The organism is Butyrivibrio sp. XBB1001, from assembly GCF_000424505.1.
Lineage (GTDB): Bacteria > Bacillota > Clostridia > Lachnospirales > Lachnospiraceae > Butyrivibrio.
On record NZ_AUKA01000001.1, the window covers coordinates 250963 to 271855 of the forward strand.

16 protein-coding genes, 1 riboswitch and 1 other annotated feature are annotated in these 20893 nt (G+C 38.6%); of the genes, 1 reads left to right on the forward strand and 15 read right to left on the reverse strand.

Annotated features, from left to right (window positions below; all coding sequences use genetic code 11):
* Positions 1-11: 11 nt before the first annotated feature.
* The 15 genes from rnhA to G631_RS0101160 all read right to left on the reverse strand — a co-directional run bounded on the left by rnhA (position 12) and on the right by G631_RS0101160 (position 19465).
* Entirely contained in the window at positions 12-500 is a 489-nt protein-coding gene (gene rnhA, locus G631_RS0101090) for a ribonuclease HI (protein WP_026487856.1), read from the reverse strand.
* Between the two features lie 18 nt (positions 501-518).
* Positions 519-2192 carry a MutS-related protein gene (locus G631_RS0101095; protein ID WP_026487857.1) on the reverse strand — a complete coding sequence of 558 codons (1674 nt, stop codon included), beginning with the start codon at positions 2190-2192 and terminating at the stop codon, positions 519-521.
* Positions 2193-2235: 43 nt separating this feature from the next.
* Positions 2236-3537 carry an amidohydrolase gene (locus G631_RS0101100; protein ID WP_026487858.1) on the reverse strand — a complete coding sequence of 434 codons (1302 nt, stop codon included), beginning with the start codon at positions 3535-3537 and terminating at the stop codon, positions 2236-2238.
* Positions 3538-3603: 66 nt separating this feature from the next.
* On the reverse strand, positions 3604-4434 hold the full coding sequence (locus G631_RS0101105; protein ID WP_026487859.1) for a purine-nucleoside phosphorylase: 831 nt from the start codon (positions 4432-4434) through the stop codon (positions 3604-3606).
* A gap of 80 nt (positions 4435-4514) precedes the next feature.
* Complete coding sequence (locus tag G631_RS17600; protein ID WP_051196698.1) at positions 4515-6572, reverse strand: serine hydrolase domain-containing protein; 2058 nt, start codon at positions 6570-6572, stop codon at positions 4515-4517.
* Between the two features lie 59 nt (positions 6573-6631).
* A complete protein-coding gene (locus G631_RS0101115) occupies positions 6632-8545 on the reverse strand; it encodes a heavy metal translocating P-type ATPase (RefSeq protein ID WP_026487860.1) in 1914 nt (637 codons plus the stop codon).
* A gap of 95 nt (positions 8546-8640) precedes the next feature.
* A complete protein-coding gene (locus G631_RS0101120) occupies positions 8641-8856 on the reverse strand; it encodes a cation transporter (protein ID WP_026487861.1) in 216 nt (71 codons plus the stop codon).
* 74 nt (positions 8857-8930) lie between these two features.
* A complete protein-coding gene (locus tag G631_RS0101125; protein ID WP_026487862.1) occupies positions 8931-9290 on the reverse strand; it encodes an ArsR/SmtB family transcription factor in 360 nt (119 codons plus the stop codon).
* A 278-nt stretch (positions 9291-9568) separates the two neighbouring features.
* Entirely contained in the window at positions 9569-12259 is a 2691-nt protein-coding gene (locus tag G631_RS19800; RefSeq protein ID WP_026487863.1) for an N-acetylmuramoyl-L-alanine amidase family protein, read from the reverse strand.
* Positions 12260-12464: 205 nt separating this feature from the next.
* The gene (gene tyrS / locus G631_RS0101135; RefSeq protein WP_026487864.1) at positions 12465-13685 is read right to left on the reverse strand and encodes a tyrosine--tRNA ligase; all 1221 of its coding nucleotides are present in this window, start codon (positions 13683-13685) and stop codon (positions 12465-12467) included.
* Between the two features lie 163 nt (positions 13686-13848).
* Positions 13849-14107, reverse strand: a binding site (T-box leader).
* Positions 14108-14166: 59 nt separating this feature from the next.
* The gene (locus G631_RS0101140) at positions 14167-14745 is read right to left on the reverse strand and encodes a folate family ECF transporter S component (RefSeq protein WP_026487865.1); all 579 of its coding nucleotides are present in this window, start codon (positions 14743-14745) and stop codon (positions 14167-14169) included.
* 69 nt (positions 14746-14814) lie between these two features.
* A riboswitch (THF riboswitch) is annotated at positions 14815-14914 on the reverse strand.
* Between the two features lie 82 nt (positions 14915-14996).
* Positions 14997-16019, reverse strand: coding sequence for an NAD(P)H-dependent glycerol-3-phosphate dehydrogenase (locus G631_RS0101145; RefSeq protein WP_026487866.1), 1023 nt, complete (start codon positions 16017-16019; stop codon positions 14997-14999).
* Between the two features lie 19 nt (positions 16020-16038).
* Complete coding sequence (locus G631_RS0101150) at positions 16039-16722, reverse strand: glycerol-3-phosphate acyltransferase (protein ID WP_026487867.1); 684 nt, start codon at positions 16720-16722, stop codon at positions 16039-16041.
* A 1-nt stretch (position 16723) separates the two neighbouring features.
* Positions 16724-18052 (reverse strand): ribosome biogenesis GTPase Der, encoded by a 1329-nt coding sequence (der, locus tag G631_RS0101155; protein ID WP_026487868.1) that lies wholly within the window; start codon positions 18050-18052, stop codon positions 16724-16726.
* A gap of 54 nt (positions 18053-18106) precedes the next feature.
* Complete coding sequence (locus tag G631_RS0101160) at positions 18107-19465, reverse strand: DUF512 domain-containing protein (RefSeq protein WP_026487869.1); 1359 nt, start codon at positions 19463-19465, stop codon at positions 18107-18109.
* Positions 19466-19623: 158 nt separating this feature from the next.
* On the opposite strand from G631_RS0101160, the gene G631_RS17610 reads away from it, so the two are divergent.
* Positions 19624-20823 (forward strand): ribose-phosphate pyrophosphokinase, encoded by a 1200-nt coding sequence (locus tag G631_RS17610; protein ID WP_035789084.1) that lies wholly within the window; start codon positions 19624-19626, stop codon positions 20821-20823.
* Positions 20824-20893 lie beyond the last annotated feature (70 nt).

Below are 20893 nucleotides of genomic sequence, written 5' to 3' on the forward strand. Positions count from 1 at the left end.
ACATAAGATGATCACTTCAGATCCCCACCATCATCGTGCAATAGCTGTGATGGTTCCTGATCTGCAGCTTTAGTAGCAAGCTCATCGCACCTTTCATTTTCAGGATGGCCAGCGTGTCCCTTTACCCAGTTCCAGCGTATGCCATGGGGCTCGCAGGCCTTTAAAAGGCGCTTCCATAATTCAACATTTTTAACTGGTTTATTGCCAGCTGTTTTCCAGCCTTTTCGGATCCAGCCATCTATCCAGTGCTCATTAAAGGCCTTTATCACATATTGTGAATCTGAAAACATTTCTACATCGCAGGGCTTTAAAAGAGCTTCGAGTCCAACTATGGCACCCATAAGCTCCATCCTGTTATTAGTAGTCTTATCGTAGCCAGCAGAAAGTTCCTTTTCATGAACTTCTCCCTTACTATCTACATATCTGAGTATTGTTCCATACCCACCTGGTCCATCTGGATTTCCTCTAGCTGATCCATCAGAATATATTTCTACTCTCATAAAAAATTTAACTCCTGTTTATGCCCAAACGCCCGATTCAATAAATTTTTCAGCCATTATCTGAGCATCATCTACAATTTTTTTATCATAACCTAGAACTCCCAGAAGCTTTATTGCATTTCTGTTAGTAGCAGGTCCTTCTTTTATCATGTAATCAAAGTGAACGTCATTGTCTGAAACATTTCCTTCAAAATGATAAATATCAAAGTCTTCTTTTAGAAGTGCAGTTAGCTCTATATCATGGGTTGCCGCAAAACACATAACCTTAGATTCTGCAAAGCTCTTAAGAATCTGGGTTGAAGCAGCTATCCTCTCAATAGTGTTTGTTCCTCTAAGTACTTCATCTACGAAGCAAAGAACTGGGCAGCCTTTCTCATTGTTTGAATCAAGAATTCTTTTTATAGATTTGATCTCAACAATATAATAACTATCACCGCCAAAAATATCATCCTTAAGAGCCATTGAAGAGTAAATTCTAAATAGTGGAGCCTTGTACTCTTTTCCCAGAACTGTATGAATTGTCTGGGCAAGAACAGCATTTATAGCACAGGTCTTAAGAAAAGTTGACTTACCAGAAGCATTAGATCCGGTGATAAGAAGACCCTTTTTAGTATCAACGCTATTATTTACGCAATCAGCAATAAGAGGATGTATCAGATCTTTTCCTTCATATCTATCCCCTTCAAAGCTTGGCAGGCAGTAAAAACCGCTATTTGACTCTCTAAAGCAGGCAATAGAAATTTCCGCCTCAAGCTTACCTGTAATTGTTATGATCTCATCAAGAACGTCCTTATTGTCCATGATCTGCTTGTACATCTGGTTGAATTTAATAAGATCAAGGTGAAGGGCCATCTTGACATAGTCAAGCAGAATCTCGATAGGATTTCCGCTGGCATTAACTTTTGTATTATTCATAAGGATAAAAGAGCCTCTTGTAAATGGGCGTAGCTTTTTAGCGGCAGCACTCATTTTGTCTATATCCTCTTTAAGTTCCTTGTAGTCAAGTTTTTCAAAGTACTCCGTTGCATAGATTACTCTCAGAATATATGCAAAAGATGCAAGATAAGGCTCAATCTGATTTTTAATGCCAAAATACTTGAAAATATTGTAGGCAACAAGTGAAATAAATACTATAAAGAATACTTTAAAATTAAAAAAGCAGCCAATAATTGCAGCAAGCATAAGACCTAACATCAAAAAGTGCCTTGCATTAGATACATCAGGAGCTTTGTCCAGATAATCAATATAATCGTAAATAGAATATCTTATTCTTCTTCCGATCTTCGCAAAAATAAGCTGGCACTTAAGCCTTGCCTCATCATTTTTCTGAAAGAAAAGAACATGTGACTCCTGATCAGTAAAATCATCCTCCTGTCTGGGGCTTCTAAGCAAGTGATAGAGATATTCTTCTCCTGTCGCACTAAGGCAATAGTTCATTCTGGCAAATACTCCATCCATGTTAAGATCATTCCAGGTTGTATCATCAATCTGAAAACTCTCTTTATGCTTGGAATAGTAACCAGGAATATGATCCAAGTCATCCTGCTTGTACTCCCTCATAGGCGCCTGTCCAAAACCATCCCTTAATTTCTTTATCAGCACCTTTTCGGCAATTTTCTGATCCCTTAACCCTAATAAGTAAGCAATCAAACATATTCCAGCTAAGATACTAAGTAAAATAATACTCTCCATAAAACTTTTTCCTTTTCACATAAAGTCTGACAAAAGCTGCATTTTAACTATATAATCTGGCCTTTATCTCATCTGCCTTCTGATATATTTCCTCAGGGCTTGCACCGATATTGAACTTACCATTTTCATAGCGGATGATGCCACCTATCATAGTCAAAAGAACATTGCTCTTACTACCACTATATACAATATTCTTTACTATATTGTTGACTGGTTGCATATTAGGCTGATGTAAGTCAAGCATAATGATATCAGCAAGCTTTCCTTCTGCAAGATAGTCGCAGTCATTAAGCCCCATAGCACGGGCACCATTTACAGTAGCCATCTTAAGAACTTCACCTGCATCAACAGATGCTGCATTCATGCTGCGAAGTTTCGCAAGGCCAGTAACCAGGAACATTTCCCTAAACATATCAAGACAATTATTGCTGGCAGGACCGTCAGTTCCAATTGCAACAGGTATCCCACACTTTAAATATTCTTCTATAGGAGCTATGCCGCTTGCAAGCTTGGTATTGGACCCAGGATTAGTAACAGCATAGAGGCCTCTTTTTTTCATGATTTCTCTATCTTTGTCATTGGTCCAGACAAGGTGATAGCCACCTCCACCATAGTTAAACAAGCCAAGTGAATCAAAAAACTCTATAGGAGTCATTCCATATCGTTCTATGCACTCTTTTGTTTCTTTTTCAGTTTCCTGAATATGAGCCCAGAAAGGAGCCTTGTATTTTTCTACAAGGTCAGCGCATTTTTCCAAAAGCTCTTTAGAGCAGGTGTATTCCGCATGGACTCCGAGAATAAAGAAATTATATTGGTCTCTTCCATTTAGTTCATTATAGTAGCGCTCTAAAAGCTCCACTGACTGGCTGAAATTATTGACACAGCTAGTCTGAACGCATCTCATACCACAGTCCCTAAAGGAATCAGCAACTGAAAACGGAGTCAGATACATCTCAAAAGCCGCAGTAATACCACTTGTAAGATATTCCATAATAGAAATCTTGCTAAGATGGTATATATCTTCTGCTGTCATCTTGGCTTCTATAGGGAAAATCTGATTTCCAAGCCAGTCCTGAAGCGGAAGGTCATCCGCCTTAGATCTCATGAGAGCCATAGCAGAATGTGTATGAGCATTTTTAAAGCCTGGCATCAGAAGATTCTCATGACAGTCTATTTCTCTATCCCAGACAAGCATTGCCTCCCTGTGAGATGCTAAGTATTCTCTTCCCTCTTCTTCTGTTCCAACAAAGATTATTCTGTCCTCAACAACCCAGACTTCGCCCTTAAAAATATCTTTCCCCGGCTCCATTGTAAGAACTCTTGCATTAAAAAAACGGGTTCTCATTATCTCCTCCATATACGTCAAATGCCTATATAGGTTGGTATATAGGCATTTTCCATTTTTTATATTTTAGATATTGAATGCTTTTATTGATTCTGTAACAAGTTTTGTAAACAGTGGAGCTGCCTTGTCTGCAGCCTCCTGAACCTCTTCGTGGCAAAGAGGCTGATCGCTGATACCCGCAGCAAGGTTACTAATACAGGAAACTCCGCAAATACGCATGCCCATGTGATTAGCTGCAATAGCTTCTATAACTGTGCTCATACCAACGGCTGATACACCAAGCTTACCAAGAAGTCTAATTTCAGCAGGGCTCTCAAAGGATGGACCTGTAAGCTGGCAGTATACACCTTCCTTGAGGTCAATGCCTTCAGCCTTGGCAGCATTTCTGATAACTTCCTGGAGGTCCTTGTCATAAACTTCAGACATATCCGCAAATCTAGGGCCAAGTTCATCAACATTTGGTCCGATAAGAGGATTAGGAGCAAAAATAGAAACATGATCATTTATAAGCATAAGGTCACCTGCTTTAAAGCCCTCTCCAAGTCCGCCAGCTGCATTAGTAAGGAAAAGAATCTTTGCACCCAGCATCTTCATAAGTCTTGCAGGAAGAACAGCATCTGTTACATCATAGCCTTCATAGAAATGAACACGGCCCTTCATGCAGACAACTTTCACATTATCAACATATCCAAAAATGAATTTTCCAGCATGACCTGGAACTGTAGAAACAGGAAATCCTGGAATATCGCTATAACTGATCTCTGTCTCAATCTTAATATTATCTGCGTAGTTACCAAGGCCTGAGCCAAGAACAAGTGCAACATCAGGCACAAAATCTGTCTTCTCTCTAACTGCCTTTACACAGCTTTCAAGCTTTTCATAAATTGCGTTTTTCATCTTAATACCTCACTTTATAATACTTATCAAAAAGATATTTTTTCTATCAGTGCACATATGAGTATACCATGAAACATGGCTTAATTACTAGGATTTTTGCCATTTTCATCATCGGCTTTATCTGGCATTATATCGTTTGCCAAATCTAAACCATTTTCATCAGAATCTAAGTTTTCTTCATCCTCTGCATCTTCTATTCCTAGAGGTTCGGGGATCTCTAAAACTCCTGTAATAACAGGTTGAATTGTATTTTTAACTGCATGCTCAAGAGCTTCCTTTAGGCCTCCCTTAAAAAATCTGCTAACAACCATTCCCTGAACTCCTGAAAAAGCATCTGGTGCCATACTTTTCATAGTGGAAATCAGCATATCTGTACCAGGAGTCTCAAGAAGCCTGACTTCAATCCTGGATGGAACAGATGGATATATAAAAGTTCCTTTCCTGTCTTCTCTGTCTGAGGCATCATCTTCAAAATAGATATTAAATGTTCGAAGACATGCTTCTTCCAGGAAATTTATCTCATTTTTGATAACCAGCCTGTTATACTCATCTGTAGTAATAACAGAAACAAGAGAAACCTCGTAGATTTCACCGTGCATGTTAATTTTACTGGTATATCTTTTACCACCAAAGCCGCATCTAAGGCTGTAGATTTCAATACCCTCATAAATATCTATGTAAAAGAAATTCTTATCCCAGAGCCTAAATCCTATCTTGTTTATGCCATCTGTAAAATTATTGTGCACAACCTGCATCATGATAGGAAAGATGCCAACACCCTTTTGTTCTATGTCATAGCATTTACCATCAAGCTTGGATAACCATTCGTAAATAAGGTGGTTCTCATTTCTGACATTGTAGGATCTCACAGCTGTTTTAAAGCTTGCACGCTTATTATTTGATGAAACCGCATATCTTCTAGGTGTTCCCTTTGTCATCTTAATATTGCGTTCCTTCCAGCCACCAGAACAGATTATTGGATAGTTGTTGCTGCGGCCACTTACAAACTTACAAATTGCCTTAAGCTTATTAAGATCAGCAAAATTTTCAGGTTTTGATTCCTCTTCTATTACCAGCTCCTTCATATAGTTTCTGATAATTGTTGCCATTTTACTAGTCTGGAAAATATCGCTATTTCCGCCATTTGTGACTACAACCATATCAACATCAGGATATACAAATACATTTTGTCCCAGCATTCCGTTATAGGCAAAAGAGCCCGGTCTGTCGTCATTTATCCATAGCTGATAACCATAGTGTTCATTATCAGGTTTTCCTGTCTCAATCTGCCATTTTGTGGATTCTTCCACCCACTCTTTTGGCACAATCTGATGTCTATCCCACATGCCATCTTGCAAATATAACTGTCCAAGCTTGGCCATATCTTCTATCCTGATAAACAGGCCCCATCCGCCTTTTGTGATGCTCTGAGGGCAGCTCTCCCAATAGGTTCTAAGTATTCCCATTGGCATAAAAATCTTCTCTTTTATGTAATCATAGGCGCTCATCCCAGTCTTTTCTGTGATGATCGCAGATAGCATGTAAGTATTCATGCTATTGTATTCAAACATGGCCCCTGGCTCAAATTTAAAAGAAGCCTCCAGAAAGCTCTTTCTCCAATCGTTGCCGCTTATAGCTCCAGCTTCACTAAAATCTACTCCGCTGCTCATAACAAGAAGGTTTTTAACTGTAATATTTTTCTTAAGGAACCCGAAAGGACTCATTCTGGAACTGAAGATATCGCTTAATTTTTCATCAAGAAACAGTTTTCCCTCAGAAACCAGGATACCAATAGCCATGCCTATAACGCTCTTACACATGGAAAAAGAGACATGCCAGGTGTCCATATCGTAAGGCTCAAATGCGCATTCTGCCACTACCTTACCATGGCGAAGCGCCATGAACTTATGAATATTGCAATCTTTTGACTCATTAAGGTCTCTTATAAGGGACGCAAAAAAAGCAGAACTAAGTCCCTGGGATTCTGGTGATCTTCTCTCAAGATAAGTTTCTCCAATAACACTTTCATGAGAAAATTCCGGTTTCTGCGGATGATAATCAACCTTACTGATCTCGCCAGTTTCTCTGGCTACCAGTTTCATCAAAAGTCCACCGACGTCTAGTTCTGCTCTTGGCATTTATATTACCCCCTAACAAATTTCAGTCATCAAGTAAGTATCGCAAGGGGAGATGTCTATTATTTTTTATATTTAAGTGCTCTCATGGAGTTGAGTATTGCAATGACAGCAACACCTACATCTCCAAATACAGCAAGCCACATAGTAGTAAGTCCCAACGCTCCAAGTACAAGGATTATAAGCTTAACAGCCAGCGCAAATACAATGTTCTCTTTTACAATTCTCATTGTCTTGCGGGCAATTCCGATAACTGAAGCAATCTTGGAAATATCATCATCCATTATGACAACGTCTGCCGCTTCAATAGCAGCATCACTTCCAAGAGATCCCATAGCGATACCAACATCAGCTCTCATAAGTACTGGAGCATCATTTATACCATCTCCGACAAATGCAAGCTTACTACCATTATCCATTGAAGAAAGTAATTTTTCAACCCTGCTGACTTTATCGGCCGGAAGAAGCTCTGCAATTACCTGATCTATGCCAACTTTTTCAGCCACATCCTTTGCAGCCTTTTCTCTATCTCCAGTAAGCATAATGGTCTTTTTAACGCCAGTTTCCTTAAGGCTCTTTATCGCTTCTGCAGATGTCTCTTTTATAACATCAGAAATTATGACAGCTCCCAGGTAATTTCCATCAAGAGCGACATAAACGACTGTTCCTGCTCTGTCTATAGCTTCATACTTTATATTCCTGCTTTCAAGCAGTCTCTTATTTCCAAGAAGCAATTCTTTTCCCTGATAAAAAGAGATAACGCCGTGGCCAGACTCTTCCTTTGTTCTGGACTCATCAATAAGCGCATTATCGATCTTATTTTTAGTACCACCACTAAATATTCCCTCTTCATAGGCAGTGCAAATTGATCTGGCAATAGGATGGTTTGATAAAGACTCTCCATGTGCTGCAATCTTTAAAAGCTCAGCCTCAGATGATAAAAGGCCTTTGTTATAAATAATCTCAGTAACCTTAAACTCACCCTTTGTTATGGTTCCTGTTTTATCAAAAACAACAGTGTCAACCTTTGATACAGATTCAAGGTAATTGCTGCCCTTTACAAGAACACCAATCTTGGATGAAGCTCCAATTCCGCCAAAGAATCCAAGAGGAACTGAAATAACAAGTGCACATGGGCAAGATACAATAAGGAAAATGCAGGCTCTTCTTATACTGTCAGCCCATGGAAGAAGGCCAAAAATCGGAGGAATAATAGCAAGTAAAAGAGCTCCTATAGTCACAACCGGAGTATATACCCTTGCAAATCTTGTTATAAAATTCTCCATTCTGGACTTCTTGTTGCTGGCATTTTCAACAAGTTCAAGAATTTTAGAAACTGTTGAGTTTTCATAATCTTTTTCAACCTTGACCTTGATTATGCCCTCCCCATTAACGCAGCCGCTTATAACTTCATCTCCAGAAACTGCTTTTCTTGGAACTGACTCTCCTGTAAGAGCAGCTGTATCAATAAAGCTCTCGCCTTCTATAACTGTGCCATCCACAGGTATCTTTTCTCCAGCGCGAACAAGAATAATATCTCCAACGCTAACTTCCTCAGGATCAACTTCTGTCACATTACCATCAGCATCTACAAGGTTTGCTGACTCTGGAGCAATACTCATAAGTTCAGTTATAGACTGCCTGGACTTTCCAACTGCTACAGACTGGAATAATTCACCAATCTGGTAAAAAAGCATTACGGCAAGAGCCTCTGAATACTCCTGAATTCCAAAAGCGCCAAAGGTTGCGATCATCATAAGGAAATTCTCATCAAAAACCTGTCCGTGACTTATGTTGATACAGGCCTTTTTGATTACATCGTAGCCAATAACTGCATAAGGGATTGCATATATTATTAGTGTAACAAACCATGGAAGAGGCTCAAGCACACCTGTTTTATCAAGTATAAGAAGTACTACGAAAGCTATTAGTACAGCAATTATTCTGTTTCTTACTTTTTTCTGTTTTTTTGTCATACAAGTATCCTCTGATACACTTAATCATGTAGTCTTTCTGCCAAATATAATTCACTTATAAGTATGTCTGAATAGCTCATAGACCATTTAATATGTCAGGCTTCGATTTCGCAGTCAGGTTCAACCTTCTTGCAAGCCTTGACTGCCTGTTCAAAAACGCTGTCAAATACGTCATCAGCTGCTTCAAGAATAAATTTCTGAGTCATAAAATTAACTCTTGCGTTTACAACACCTTCAATCTTCTTGACAGCATCTTCCATCTTAGCTGCACAGTTAGCACAATCAACTTCACACTTAAATGTCTTCTTCATATCTATATCTCCTTTTTACATTAGAATTTTTTATTATTAACTTTCAGATTTAATTCTGAAAGCTATATTCTGTATCATTCCTCAATATGATTAAGTCCCTGATCAATAATGGTTCTAACATGATCATCAGCCAAAAAATAGATTATGGACTTACCTTCTCTTCTGTTTCCAACCAGCTTACTCTGTTTAAGAACCTTGAGCTGATGAGAAATTGCTGACTGAGTCATATTAAGTGTCTCTGCAATATCGCATACACACATTTCCTGCTCAAACAAAGCAAACAGAATCTTTATTCTGGTTGAATCTCCAAAAACCTTAAAAAGCTCTGCAAGATCATATAATTCATCTTCATCAGGCATAAGCCTCTTGGTCTTAAGAACTACATTACTGTGGGTGCAGAACTCATCGCACAGCTCAACATCATTCATTGCCATAGAAATCACCTCTTTTAATTCAAACATATGAATATCTGTTCATATGTTTAATCTATCCCATATATTCATTTTTGTCAACAAAAAAATGAGCTATTTCTTTTTTCTTTAGAAATAGCTCAAACCCACTAATATTTTCCTATTACAATCGAGTAGAAGACGGTCAGTCTTCCTACTCGTCTGCGAGCCGCTGGTCAGCTTAGCTGACATATTTCATATCAGCGGCTCTGCAATATAAAAGGCCAGTTGCTGAAATATTATCAGCAACTGGCCTTAAAAGTTTAAGGAATCAGAACTCCATCAGCATCAAATGAATAGTTCTTGCCCCACTTCTTAATAGTTTCAGACTTGGCAAGCTTTCCATCAGCCTTAGTATAGTACTTAGCTCCGCCAACAGTGATCCATGTACTCTTAGTCTGTCTACCATCAGCCTTGAAGTAATAGGTATCACCATCAATGTCTACAAATCCAGTCTGCATTACGCCTTCTTCATCGAAGTAATAAGTTGCGCTCCACTTGTCCTTAAAGCCTTTTACCATCTTGCCATCCTTAGCAAAGTAGTAAGTCTTGCCATTTTCCGTATAGAATACGTTTTTCTGAAGAGTGCCTCTTTTACTAAAGAGATAATATTCTCCATCAATCTTCTGCATTCCTGTAAGATACTGGCCATCTTCTGTTACAAAGTAAACAGAACCATACTTTGTTGTCCATGTACCCTTAATTTTTTCTGGATCTTCTGGTTCATCCGGGTCATCTTGCCCCTTAATTGTATATTCAGGTGACAGGAAGTAGATGTTCATTATACTTCCGTCATCATAAGCATCCGTACCATCACAAGTCCACTCTACGCCATTAACGATAAGCTTTGGATTATCTGCAAACTCATGTGTATAATAATATTCACTGTTAATATGTAACAGTACCTTGAAACGATACCTGCCCTCTGAGAAGTAATCCTTATCATCTGCGGTTACTGGAATGAACTGCTCATGCAGATACTTCTGCCAGTGAATGCTCATAAATGTAACGGTATCAGGACCATCAAATGTAAGATTTTCATATTTTTGGCCCTCTACAAATATCTTTTCAATATTTGATTTGGCATTAATAGTTTCAATCTTATGCTTGCCCGCTTCTGGCAATTTACTATACTGATATCTCAACTCTGTGAGAGCTGAGATAGGCTTCAGATCTGATTTTACTGCTCTTACATATACTGTATAGGAACCAAATGGAAGACCTTTCTTATAAAATGCATTTGTAGGGTCAAAGAAATTATCCTCAGTATAGAAAGATTCCTGAGCAATAATAATTTCGTATTTATCAGCACCTCTGTATGGATCAAAACGTATTACTCCATTTTCTACTCTTACTCTTGAAAGGTACTCTCCATAAGTGAATTTTGAGTAAAACTCAGGAGAATCAACCACAGCTGATAACACAGTTGCTTTATCTTCTGGTCCATATGCCCTTGATACTAAAGAACAATCTCTGCCATCCATATAGTATTCACAATCAGCATCTAATAAATAATTATAATTATTATTTTTATACTCAGGATCAATTTCTACTCTGAATCGTGCCTTATAATAACCTACATCAAACCTGTCTTCTTTATAGCTTTCAAAATCGCCTTCTTCGTTCTTTCTTACCCATTCAAGGAAAGTAACCTTGATTCCATTAGTCTCTGGGATAAGTGTAGGTTCTACGCATTTACCATAATCAACAATGGTAAAGGTAAGCGAAGGATCTGATTTTATATTAGCTTTTGAAATTATTGTAGGTTCGGGTAATTCAGGAGCTTCTAACTCATATATTGGAGAAGCAAACGTCATGCTAGTTAAGTTAAAATTCTCATCATATGTAGTACCTACCCAACGCCAACCGATACCATTAACATAAAGTCTAAAATTTGGATCTAATTCATAATTATTGTAACAATCACGAATTTTAACTGATAAAAGAGCTCTATACTTTCCTTCAATGAATCTTGCAGCATCCTCCCAGTCACCGTATGGATTATTAGGATCATATTTTTCAGAATGAACCTGCCATCCTTTAAAAGTATATTCTAGTGCAGTATTAAAGCTGTTAAATGTTGGAGCCACGCAATCTTGCCCAAATTTACCCATCTTTTTTAGGTCATCAGAAGAAACCGAATCCTCTGTAATAGTAACTATCTTCGGTTCTGGTTCCGGATCTGGTTTCTCCATAGCGTATGCATATTCAATATCATAGGTCTGAGAAATAGGCTTAAAATTCTGTTTTGTGGCTGTTATATGTAGCATATATTTGCCAGGAGTAAAGCCCATATTAAAGAAATTATATATAAGATCAACCCTGTTTGTAGTAGCTATGATTGGGTCATGACCATCCACCTTCACAAAATATAAGCAATTCTCTGCATACGCATCAAATGTAAGGATATCCTCCTCAATCTTAACATTTGTGAGTGGTCTAAGAACAATATCATCAGCAACAAAGTCATAAGTAAGCTCTGCTGTCTGCGAAGAAACCTCATAAGTATGTTTTTTTAATGCTCTAACTGTTACTTTATAAGAACCACTTGAAAGACCAATTTCATTGCAATACTTATTAAGATTATAAGGTATATTAGAGGTAGTTATTGCTCCATTATCAACAACAATATCGTAAAAATAGTCATCACCAATAGAGTCAATATACAGCCATCCATCATTAATATATGCATTAAGGGTAGGAAGCGAAGAATTATCCATTGGCTTTACTTCTTCGGCTGCAGCTTCTAAAGGAGTAACTTCTTCTGGAAGTTCTTCTTTTACTTCAGGCACTTCTTCTTTAATTTCTTCAGTTATATCTTCAGTAACTTCTTCTGCTACCACTTCAGTCGTCTCACTCTCAACAGGAGTGTCAGCAAAAGCTGTAACAGGCTGAAGAACAAGGCCTGCACACAATGTTAGAGCTAGCAATTTCGTTAGAAACTTTTTACTCATGTAATCCCACCTTTCTCATAAGAAAACCTTTTGCGAAATGGCGTCTTTTTTGATTTCAAAAAGGAGCGCCACCATTTTTAATTTTATAATGTATTAAAATGAAAAAACATTAACCTTTAGTTAGTATTTTTAGATTTAATTTTATAAAAAAAGCCTGTATTTTCGCGTATTTACGAAAATACAGGCCAATTAAATCTAGTATTTATCAGAATGTTACTTTCTTGTATGACTTCTTGCCCTTACGAACCATAACGCCTTCAGCAAATACATCCTTGGTGTATGTTGTCTTAACGTCTGATACCTTCTCGTCGTTAAATGTAACACCGCCCTGCTCTACAGCACGTCTTGCTTCACTTCTTGTGTTGCAAAGGCCTGCAGAAACAAGTACCTGAAGAATATCAATAACTCCATCTCTGAAGTCCTCTTCCTTGAGGCTTGTAGCTGGAACGTTAGTCATGTCAGAACCACCTGCAAAAAGCGCTCTAGCAGCATCCTGCGCCTTCTGAGCTTCCTCTTTACCGTGTACAAGAGCTGTAAGCTCAAATGCAAGAATTTCCTTCTTCTCATTGATCCTTGAGTCATCCCACTTCTCCATCTCAAGGATTTCCTCGATAGGAATAAATGTAAGCATCTTAATGCACTTATCTACATCAGCATCGCCAACGTTTCTCCAGTACTGATAGAAATCAAATGGTGATGTCTTATTAGGATCAAGCCATACAGCATTTCCAGCAGTCTTACCCATCTTCTTGCCCTGAGAGTCTGTAAGAAGGGTAATAGTCATTGCATGAGCGTCCTTACCAAGTTTTCTTCTGATAAGCTCTGTTCCGCCCAGCATATTGCTCCACTGATCATCTCCACCAAATTCAAGATTACAGTTGTACTTCTGGAACATGTAGTAGAAGTCGTAAGACTGCATGATCATGTAGTTGAACTCAAGGAAAGAAAGTCCTTTTTCCATACGCTGCTTGTAGCACTCAGCTCTAAGCATATTGTTAACTGAAAAACATGCACCAACCTCGCGAAGAAGTTCAATGTAGTTAAGGTTTAAAAGCCAGTCTGCGTTGTTGACCATCATAGCCTTGCCTTCACCAAAGTCGATGAATTTCTCCATCTGCTTCTTGAAGCACTCTGCATTGTGATCGATGTCTTCTCTTGTAAGCATCTTTCTCATATCAGTTCTACCTGATGGATCACCGATCATTGTTGTACCGCCACCAATAAGGGCGATTGGCTTATTGCCAGCCATCTGAAGTCTCTTCATAAGAGTAAGCGCCATGAAGTGACCTGCAGTAAGGGAATCTGCTGTACAGTCAAAACCAATATAGAATGTTGCCTTACCTGTGTTAACAAGCTCTCTTATCTGCTCTTCATCTGTTACCTGGGCAATAAGTCCTCTTGCCTTTAACTCTTCAAAAATCTGCATTACGCACCTCCAAAATTATGTATGATTGCGAGAAGAAAGGAAACTTCCGCTTCACTAAACTCGAAAGAATCTCGTTAAGTGTCCGGAAGTGGTTCGAACTAGCTTCGATAATACCTCAGCAAGTTCTCTACACAAAAAAAGTCCTTCGCAATCATTATTGATTACGAAGGACGAATAATTCGTGTTACCACCTTCATTCACACATAGCTCACGCTATATGCCTCAGTAAGTACGGCTCAAAAAATAAGCGATACTCTCTTGATATAACGGTCAATACCGGCAGATCATACTAATTCCAAAGGAACATTCCGACCTGCAGCTCACGGAGGTATTCATCATCGCTCTTAACATACGCCTCTCACCAACCGGCTATTCTCTGTTGTCAGCCTGCGATTCTTACTTATTCCGATCATCGCTATTTCTATTTACTTAGATATATTAGTTTTTTTATTAATAAAAGTCAAGGAAAAAACGTATATCATCAGGTGTCAAAAATATTCTTTTTCACCTTACATACTACCTGAAGCATAACAAACATAATAAATGTATCGATTGGAAGCATCACGGCATTGGATGCAATTCTTGCTGGAAGAATAGCTGCTATAGCTTTTCCATAAAGCATATTAAGCCACAAAGTATTTAAAATAATATTGCAGACTATCTTAACAGATATCTGAGCACAAATTACTCTCCAAAGCTTTACAGGCTTATTATAGATAAAAATGCCATATAAAAAGGCTCCTATCATAGCTGTTAGAGTAAATCCAGGGAAGAAATCTCCATCTCCACTTATAAACCACTTAACAACGTCCATGGTTCCGCCAAAGATTGCTCCAATCCATGGTCCAAACAGGTAATCTACTATCTGATTGGGAAGCCCTGAAAAACCGATACGTACATACTGGCCAAATTTGATTGTCGCTACCTGCCCCAAGATAATAGCAAGAGCTCCCATAAGGCCACATATAGTAAGAACCTTAGTTTCTTTTAGCTGAGTCAGAGAGCCAAAAGTTCTTTTAAAAAAGTTTTCTTTTCCAGTTACAGATTGATTTTTAGACATAATAATACCTCCTTTGCAGTTTTCCTTTAACCACATCAGAGGCATGATAATAATCCTTATACATGATGTAGCAGCGGGATGCGACACTAAAACCGCGAGTCAAAAACTCTTCGTCCCGATGACAACTCCCTGTTCACCAGGCACTTAACGCTCTAACGTCTACTCTGCATAAACATTTTTTATTTGCACATATAATACTGTAATATCCTGCAAATTGCAATGGATTTTATGAAATTAAATATCAAAAAATATTACCAATCAAGATTACTGCTCTCAATCTTTTTATCTCTGATCATAAGATCATTGAGGGCTTCCTCTGGAGATTTGCCTTCAAAGAGAACCTGATTAACTGCAGTTACAATAGGCATCTCCACATCATATTTCTCTGCAAGAAGTCTTGCTGCCTTGGCACTATACACGCCTTCAACAACCATTTTGACTTCATCCATAGCTTCCTGCATAGATTTGCCCTGACCAATAAGGATACCTGCTCTTCTGTTTCTAGAGTGCATAGAAGCACAGGTAACAACAAGATCTCCAATACCTGAAAGTCCGCTAAAGGTCTCAAATTTACCACCCATAGCCATTCCAAGTCTTCCAATTTCTGCTATGCCTCGAGTTATAAGGGCCGCTTTAGCATTGTCTCCAAGCCCATAGCCATCAGCAATACCAGAAGCAAGTGCAATAACATTTTTAAGAGCTGCACCAATCTCTATTCCAAGCATATCTGGACTGATGTAAACTCTGAAAACATTACTCATAAAGACATTCTGAACAAGCCTTGCTGTTTCCTTGTCAAAAGCTCCAACTACAATAGATGTAGGCATGCCCTTTCCAACCTCTTCTGCATGTGAAGGGCCAGATAGTACACAGACCTGGCTTCCTGGAAGTTCATCAAGAATAACATCTGACATGACCATAAGGCTCTGCTCCTCTATACCCTTTGAGCAGTTAACAATGATCTGAGGATGTTCATCAGTGCTATTAATATAAGGCTTCATCTGTCTTACAGTCTCTCTCATATGAGAAGATGGGACAACTAAAACTACGATGTCCTTATCCTTTATAGCTTCCTCCATACTGCAGGTAAACTTAACAGAATCATCCAAAATAACACCTGGAAGCTTGTCTTCGTTCCCGTGATAAGCTCTAAGCTTATCTACTGTTTCCTGTCTTCTGGACCAAATAGTAATATTATGACCATTATTTTTAAGAAGGTAACCAAGGGCAATTCCCCAGCTACCAGCACCTATAATGCCTATTTCTTTTACCAAGATCAATTTTCTCCTACGATTAATCTATCTTATTCTTTTTGAAAATATAGGTCTTTCTCTCCTGACCCGCAAGGAGCTTTTTGATATTTCCTCTATGCTGATAAAAAGCAAGGAAAGTAAGGAATCCCAAGAGCACATACACTTCAATAAGGTTAGCCTGTGGCAATCCGCCAAAAAGTCCCATCTGGCCATAGATTATAGACATAACAAGAAGTGCGGTGTAGTAAAACAAACTGCAAACAGAGACAATGTGGAATAAGTTAAATGGCAAGAAAAATGAGATTACTCCCATAAGGATAAAAAGCCATGTAAACTGTATTCCAGCATAAATTGTGTAGCCCGCAGTGCAAGCAATTCCCTTGCCACCCTTAAACTTAAGAGTAACAGGAAAATCATGCCCAAGAACAGCTCCCGCAGCTGTATAAGTCATATAAAGAATAATAAAATCAGGATTACTTCTGCCAAAAAGAAGATAAGTGATAAAAATGGCAGCCATGCATTTAAGCATATCGCCAAGAAGAACTATTCCTCCAGCCTTTGGTCCTAATACTCTTAATGTGTTGGTTGTACCAGCGTTTCCGCTTCCAACCTTTCTGATGTCTACTCCCTTAAGTCTTCCATAAAAAACTGCAGTCTGTATCATTCCAAATACATAGCCGATCCCCAAGCAAATTACTCTTTCAAGTAGTAAACCAAGTCCCATTTTACTTGTCCTCTTTTCTCTCCCTTATGATAAATCGTAGAGGTGTTCCCTTAAATCCAAAGGCCTCTCTTATCTGATTCTCAATATATCTTGTGTAACTAAAGTGCATAAGCTTTTTGTCATTTACAAAGATAACAAATGTTGGAGGCTTAACAGAAGCCTGAGTAATATAGTAAAGCTTAAGCATCTTGCCCTTATCACTTGGTGGCTGCTGCATTACTACAGCCTGTGTCATGATCTCGTTGAGAACACCAGTTGATACTCTCATAGCATGGTTCTCAGAAACCATATCGATCATGTCATAGAGCTTAACAAGTCTCTGTCCTGTTTCGGCTGATATAAAGATTATCTCGGCATAGTTCATAAAGGCCAGAGTATTTCTGATGTCCTTAGTAAACTCTTTTACAGAATGGTTATCCTTCTCGATAAGATCCCACTTATTAACAGCGATAATAACTGCCTTGCCGCTTTCATGGGCGATTCCAGCAATCTTAGCGTCCTGCTCAGTTACGCCCTCAGCTGCATTGATAACAAGGATAGCAACATCTGCTCTTTCTACAGCTCCTACTGTTCTAACAATCATGTAGTGCTCAAGCTCGTCCTTGACCTTATTCTTTCTGCGAAGGCCTGCTGTATCGATAAATGTATATTTCTTGCCATTATATTTAACCTGAGTATCGATGGCATCTCTTGTTGTACCTGCAATATCAGAAACAATAAGTCTGTTCTCGCCTATAAGTTTGTTAATGATAGATGACTTACCAACGTTTGGCTTACCAATAATGGCAATCTTAGTAGAATCATCCTCTTCCTCATCAGTAGATGACTTGCTAAAGTGGCTTACTACTTCTTCCAAAAGATCACCAATACCCTGCTTGTTAACAGCAGAAATAGGGAAAGGCTCTCCAATTCCCAGATTATAAAATTCATATACATCAAGTGAATCCCTATTGTAGTTATCAACCTTGTTTACGCACAAAACAACAGGCTTACCAGATTTCCTAAGCATATCTGCAACCTTGGAATCAGAATCTGTAAGTCCCTGCTTAACATCAACCATGAAGATGATAACATCAGCTGTATCAATAGCTATCTGGGCCTGATCTCTCATCTGTGCCAGAATGATGTCCTTGGAATCAGGCTCGATACCGCCTGTGTCAATAAGAGTAAAGCTGTGATTCAGCCACTCTACATCCTGATATATTCTGTCTCTTGTTACTCCAGGTGTATCCTGCACAATAGCGATCCTGCTACCAGCAAGCGCATTAAAAAGTGTAGATTTACCTACGTTAGGTCTACCGACCACCGCTACAATATTTCTTTTACTCATAAAAACTTCCTTATCTATGTATTACTATTTAAGTGGAAAGCTCCTGATAAATAATCAGAAAAGCTCATCAACATGTATATCAAAAAGCTTGGATACAAGGTCATGTCCATCACACTTGACAATGCCCACCTTGACATTAAGCTCTCTTTCTATATCTCCTACTGTTACGTCATCAAGAAGATAATCTTCTCCGCTTCTAAGAAGGTTCTCGGGAAGATACAGAACATCTCCCAAATCCTTACCTTTTAGCTGTTTTATAATATCCTGACCAGTTAAAAGCCCTGATACAGTGATCCTCTCGCCAAAAAACTCATTGATTATCTCATAAACTGATGTATTTAGTCCAGGGCAAACTGATACAGCTCTATCTACAAGCTCTTTTATACAAGGATATACCAGTTTACCAGTTGCAAAAGAGATATGCCTCTTAAGGCCCTTAATGTGATCCATATGCTCAGAAAGAGCTATTTTCATAGACTCTTCAAATTCATTTATGAGAAGCCGAACCATTCCTACACCGTTTTCAAGCTGGATATAACCATCATATCGTTCTTCCTCAGGGAAATCTCGGCCTGCCAGAAAATACCACTCGTCACTCGCGTGTATAAAATGAATTCCATGCTCCTTATAAACCTTTTTCTGCCAGGATTCAATCTCATCGATAACCTTTTCTGCATCCTCCTTGTTAAACGGCTCAAGCGGATACAGGCCATCTCTATATTTGGAAAGACCAACTGGCACAACAGATACGCTCTGAAGGTTAGGAATATACTTGGTAAGATCTGTTATGGACCTTGTCAGCTCAGGGCCATCATTGACACCCTTACATAGAACAATCTGTCCGTTTATTTCTATACCAGTTCCTGGAGCGCAGAGTCTGTCTACCTTTTTAAGAGCTTCTCCAGCAAATCTATTTCCCAGCATTTTGCAGCGCAGTTCTGGGTTAGTAGTCTGAAAAGAGATATTGATTGGTGATAGGTGATATTTTAATATTCTGTCTATATCCTTGTCAGACATATTAGTAAGAGTTACATAATTCCCCTGTAGGAAGGAAAGTCTTGAATCATCATCTTTAAAATACAGGGTATCTCTCATTCCCTTTGGCATCTGGTCAATAAAGCAAAAGATACAGTTATTACTACAACGTCTATAGTTGTCCATGAGGCCATTTTCGAATTCTATTCCAAGGTCCTCATCAAAATCCTTATCAATATCCAGAAGCCACTCTTCTCCATCAGCCTTCCTGATAAGAACATCCAAATGATCATCTTGTACTAGGTACTGATAGTCAAATACATCCTCCAGTTCCTGATCATTAATTTTCAGTAGGTAGTCACCCTTTTCTATATTTAGTTCCTGAGCAATGCTGCCGTCTTCAACATTGCCTATTAAATGTCCATTATACTTTTTCATAACCTTCATTATACATGAAATTCCTTGACGTGTCAGTAAATAAGATGGTAAAACATAAGATGTAGGATCTTGAGCAATTTTTACTTAAGAAAACCGCGATCATATGATATCAAAACCAGGTATCAATTACATGTTATCAATGAAAAAAGGGGATAATTATGCCAGATTTTCACAAGCTAGAAGCTACTATTCCTGTAGCTCCGCTTAACCTTATCGTAATGGATTCAGCAAGGGATCTTGGAGATAGTGTAGACAAATATATATCTCAGTTCAGGCATGAACTTTACAAGATGCCCGAGAACGATCCAGCTTTCCATGGTTATGTCAAGGACAGTTATCAGATCAAGATCAACCTTGACAGATTTAGAAGTGGTGAAGCCAAGGCTACTATTGCACAGAGTGTTCGTGGTAATGACGTCTACATTCTTACAGATGTCTGCAACTATAGCATCACCTACAAGATGTACAATTTCGTCAACCACAAATCTCCCGACGATCACTTCCAGGATTTAAAAAGAGTGATTGGTGCAATTACTGGTAAGGCCAAGAGAATAAATGTCATCATGCCTTTCTTATATGAGGGAAGACAGCACAAGAGAAATGGTATGGAATCTCTTGATGCAGCTGCCATGTTTAAAGAGCTTCATGATATGGGTATTTCTAATTTCATCACCTTTGATGCTCATGACCCCAGAATCTCTAATGCCAAGCCAATTGGAGGTTTTGATAATTTCCTTGCCTCCTATCAGTTTATGAAGGCTCTTTTATCCCATATCGATGACCTTATTGTTGATAAAGATCATCTGACTGTTATTTCTCCTGATGAAGGTGCTCTCGACAGAGCCGTATATTTTGCCAACGTAATTGGCGCAGATACAGGTATGTTCTACAAGAGACGTGACTATGCTCATGTTGTAAACGGAACTAATCCTATTGTAGCTCACGAATTCCTTGGTTCAGATATTTCCGGAAGAGACGTTATCATAATTGACGATATGATTTCTTCTGGTTCCAGTATGATAGATACTGCCAAACAGCTAAAGAACATGGGAGCAAAGCGCGTATTCATCTGTACCACATTTGGTCTTTTCACAGACGGAATGAGCAAATTTGATGATGGTTACAAGAATGGTTATTTTGATGCGGTTATTACCACTAACCTTACTTACATGAATGATGATGTTAAGTCAAGGGAATACGTATTTATTGCAGATATGGGCAAATTCCTTGCTACTATTATCGATTTCTTAAATCACGACGCTTCAATGTCAACAGTTAATATGCCTACTGACAAAATCCATGAGATTGTCGGTAAGTATAACTCAGGCTGTAAGACTCCAGCAGAACTTTTTGATTGATGTTAATAGAGCCATGAAATCCAGTATTATTCTGGTTTTCATGGCTCTTTTTTTAAAGAAATCAACTAAT

Bases quoted from the DNA above. Each gene is read 5' to 3' on its own strand.
- rnhA (WP_026487856.1), bottom strand. From the start codon at position 500: ATGAGAGTAGAAATATATTCTGATGGATCAGCTAGAGGAAATCCAGAT.
- G631_RS0101095 (WP_026487857.1), bottom strand. From the start codon at position 2,192: ATGGAGAGTATTATTTTACTTAGTATCTTAGCTGGAATATGTTTGATT.
- G631_RS0101100 (WP_026487858.1), bottom strand. From the start codon at position 3,537: ATGAGAACCCGTTTTTTTAATGCAAGAGTTCTTACAATGGAGCCGGGG.
- G631_RS0101105 (WP_026487859.1), bottom strand. From the start codon at position 4,434: ATGAAAAACGCAATTTATGAAAAGCTTGAAAGCTGTGTAAAGGCAGTT.
- G631_RS17600 (WP_051196698.1), bottom strand. From the start codon at position 6,572: ATGCCAAGAGCAGAACTAGACGTCGGTGGACTTTTGATGAAACTGGTA.
- G631_RS0101115 (WP_026487860.1), bottom strand. From the start codon at position 8,545: ATGACAAAAAAACAGAAAAAAGTAAGAAACAGAATAATTGCTGTACTA.
- G631_RS0101120 (WP_026487861.1), bottom strand. From the start codon at position 8,856: ATGAAGAAGACATTTAAGTGTGAAGTTGATTGTGCTAACTGTGCAGCT.
- G631_RS0101125 (WP_026487862.1), bottom strand. From the start codon at position 9,290: ATGGCAATGAATGATGTTGAGCTGTGCGATGAGTTCTGCACCCACAGT.
- G631_RS19800 (WP_026487863.1), bottom strand. From the start codon at position 12,259: ATGAGTAAAAAGTTTCTAACGAAATTGCTAGCTCTAACATTGTGTGCA.
- tyrS (WP_026487864.1), bottom strand. From the start codon at position 13,685: ATGCAGATTTTTGAAGAGTTAAAGGCAAGAGGACTTATTGCCCAGGTA.
- G631_RS0101140 (WP_026487865.1), bottom strand. From the start codon at position 14,745: ATGTCTAAAAATCAATCTGTAACTGGAAAAGAAAACTTTTTTAAAAGA.
- G631_RS0101150 (WP_026487867.1), bottom strand. From the start codon at position 16,722: ATGGGACTTGGTTTACTACTTGAAAGAGTAATTTGCTTGGGGATCGGC.
- der (WP_026487868.1), bottom strand. From the start codon at position 18,052: ATGAGTAAAAGAAATATTGTAGCGGTGGTCGGTAGACCTAACGTAGGT.
- G631_RS0101160 (WP_026487869.1), bottom strand. From the start codon at position 19,465: ATGAAAAAGTATAATGGACATTTAATAGGCAATGTTGAAGACGGCAGC.
- G631_RS17610 (WP_035789084.1), top strand. From the start codon at position 19,624: ATGCCAGATTTTCACAAGCTAGAAGCTACTATTCCTGTAGCTCCGCTT.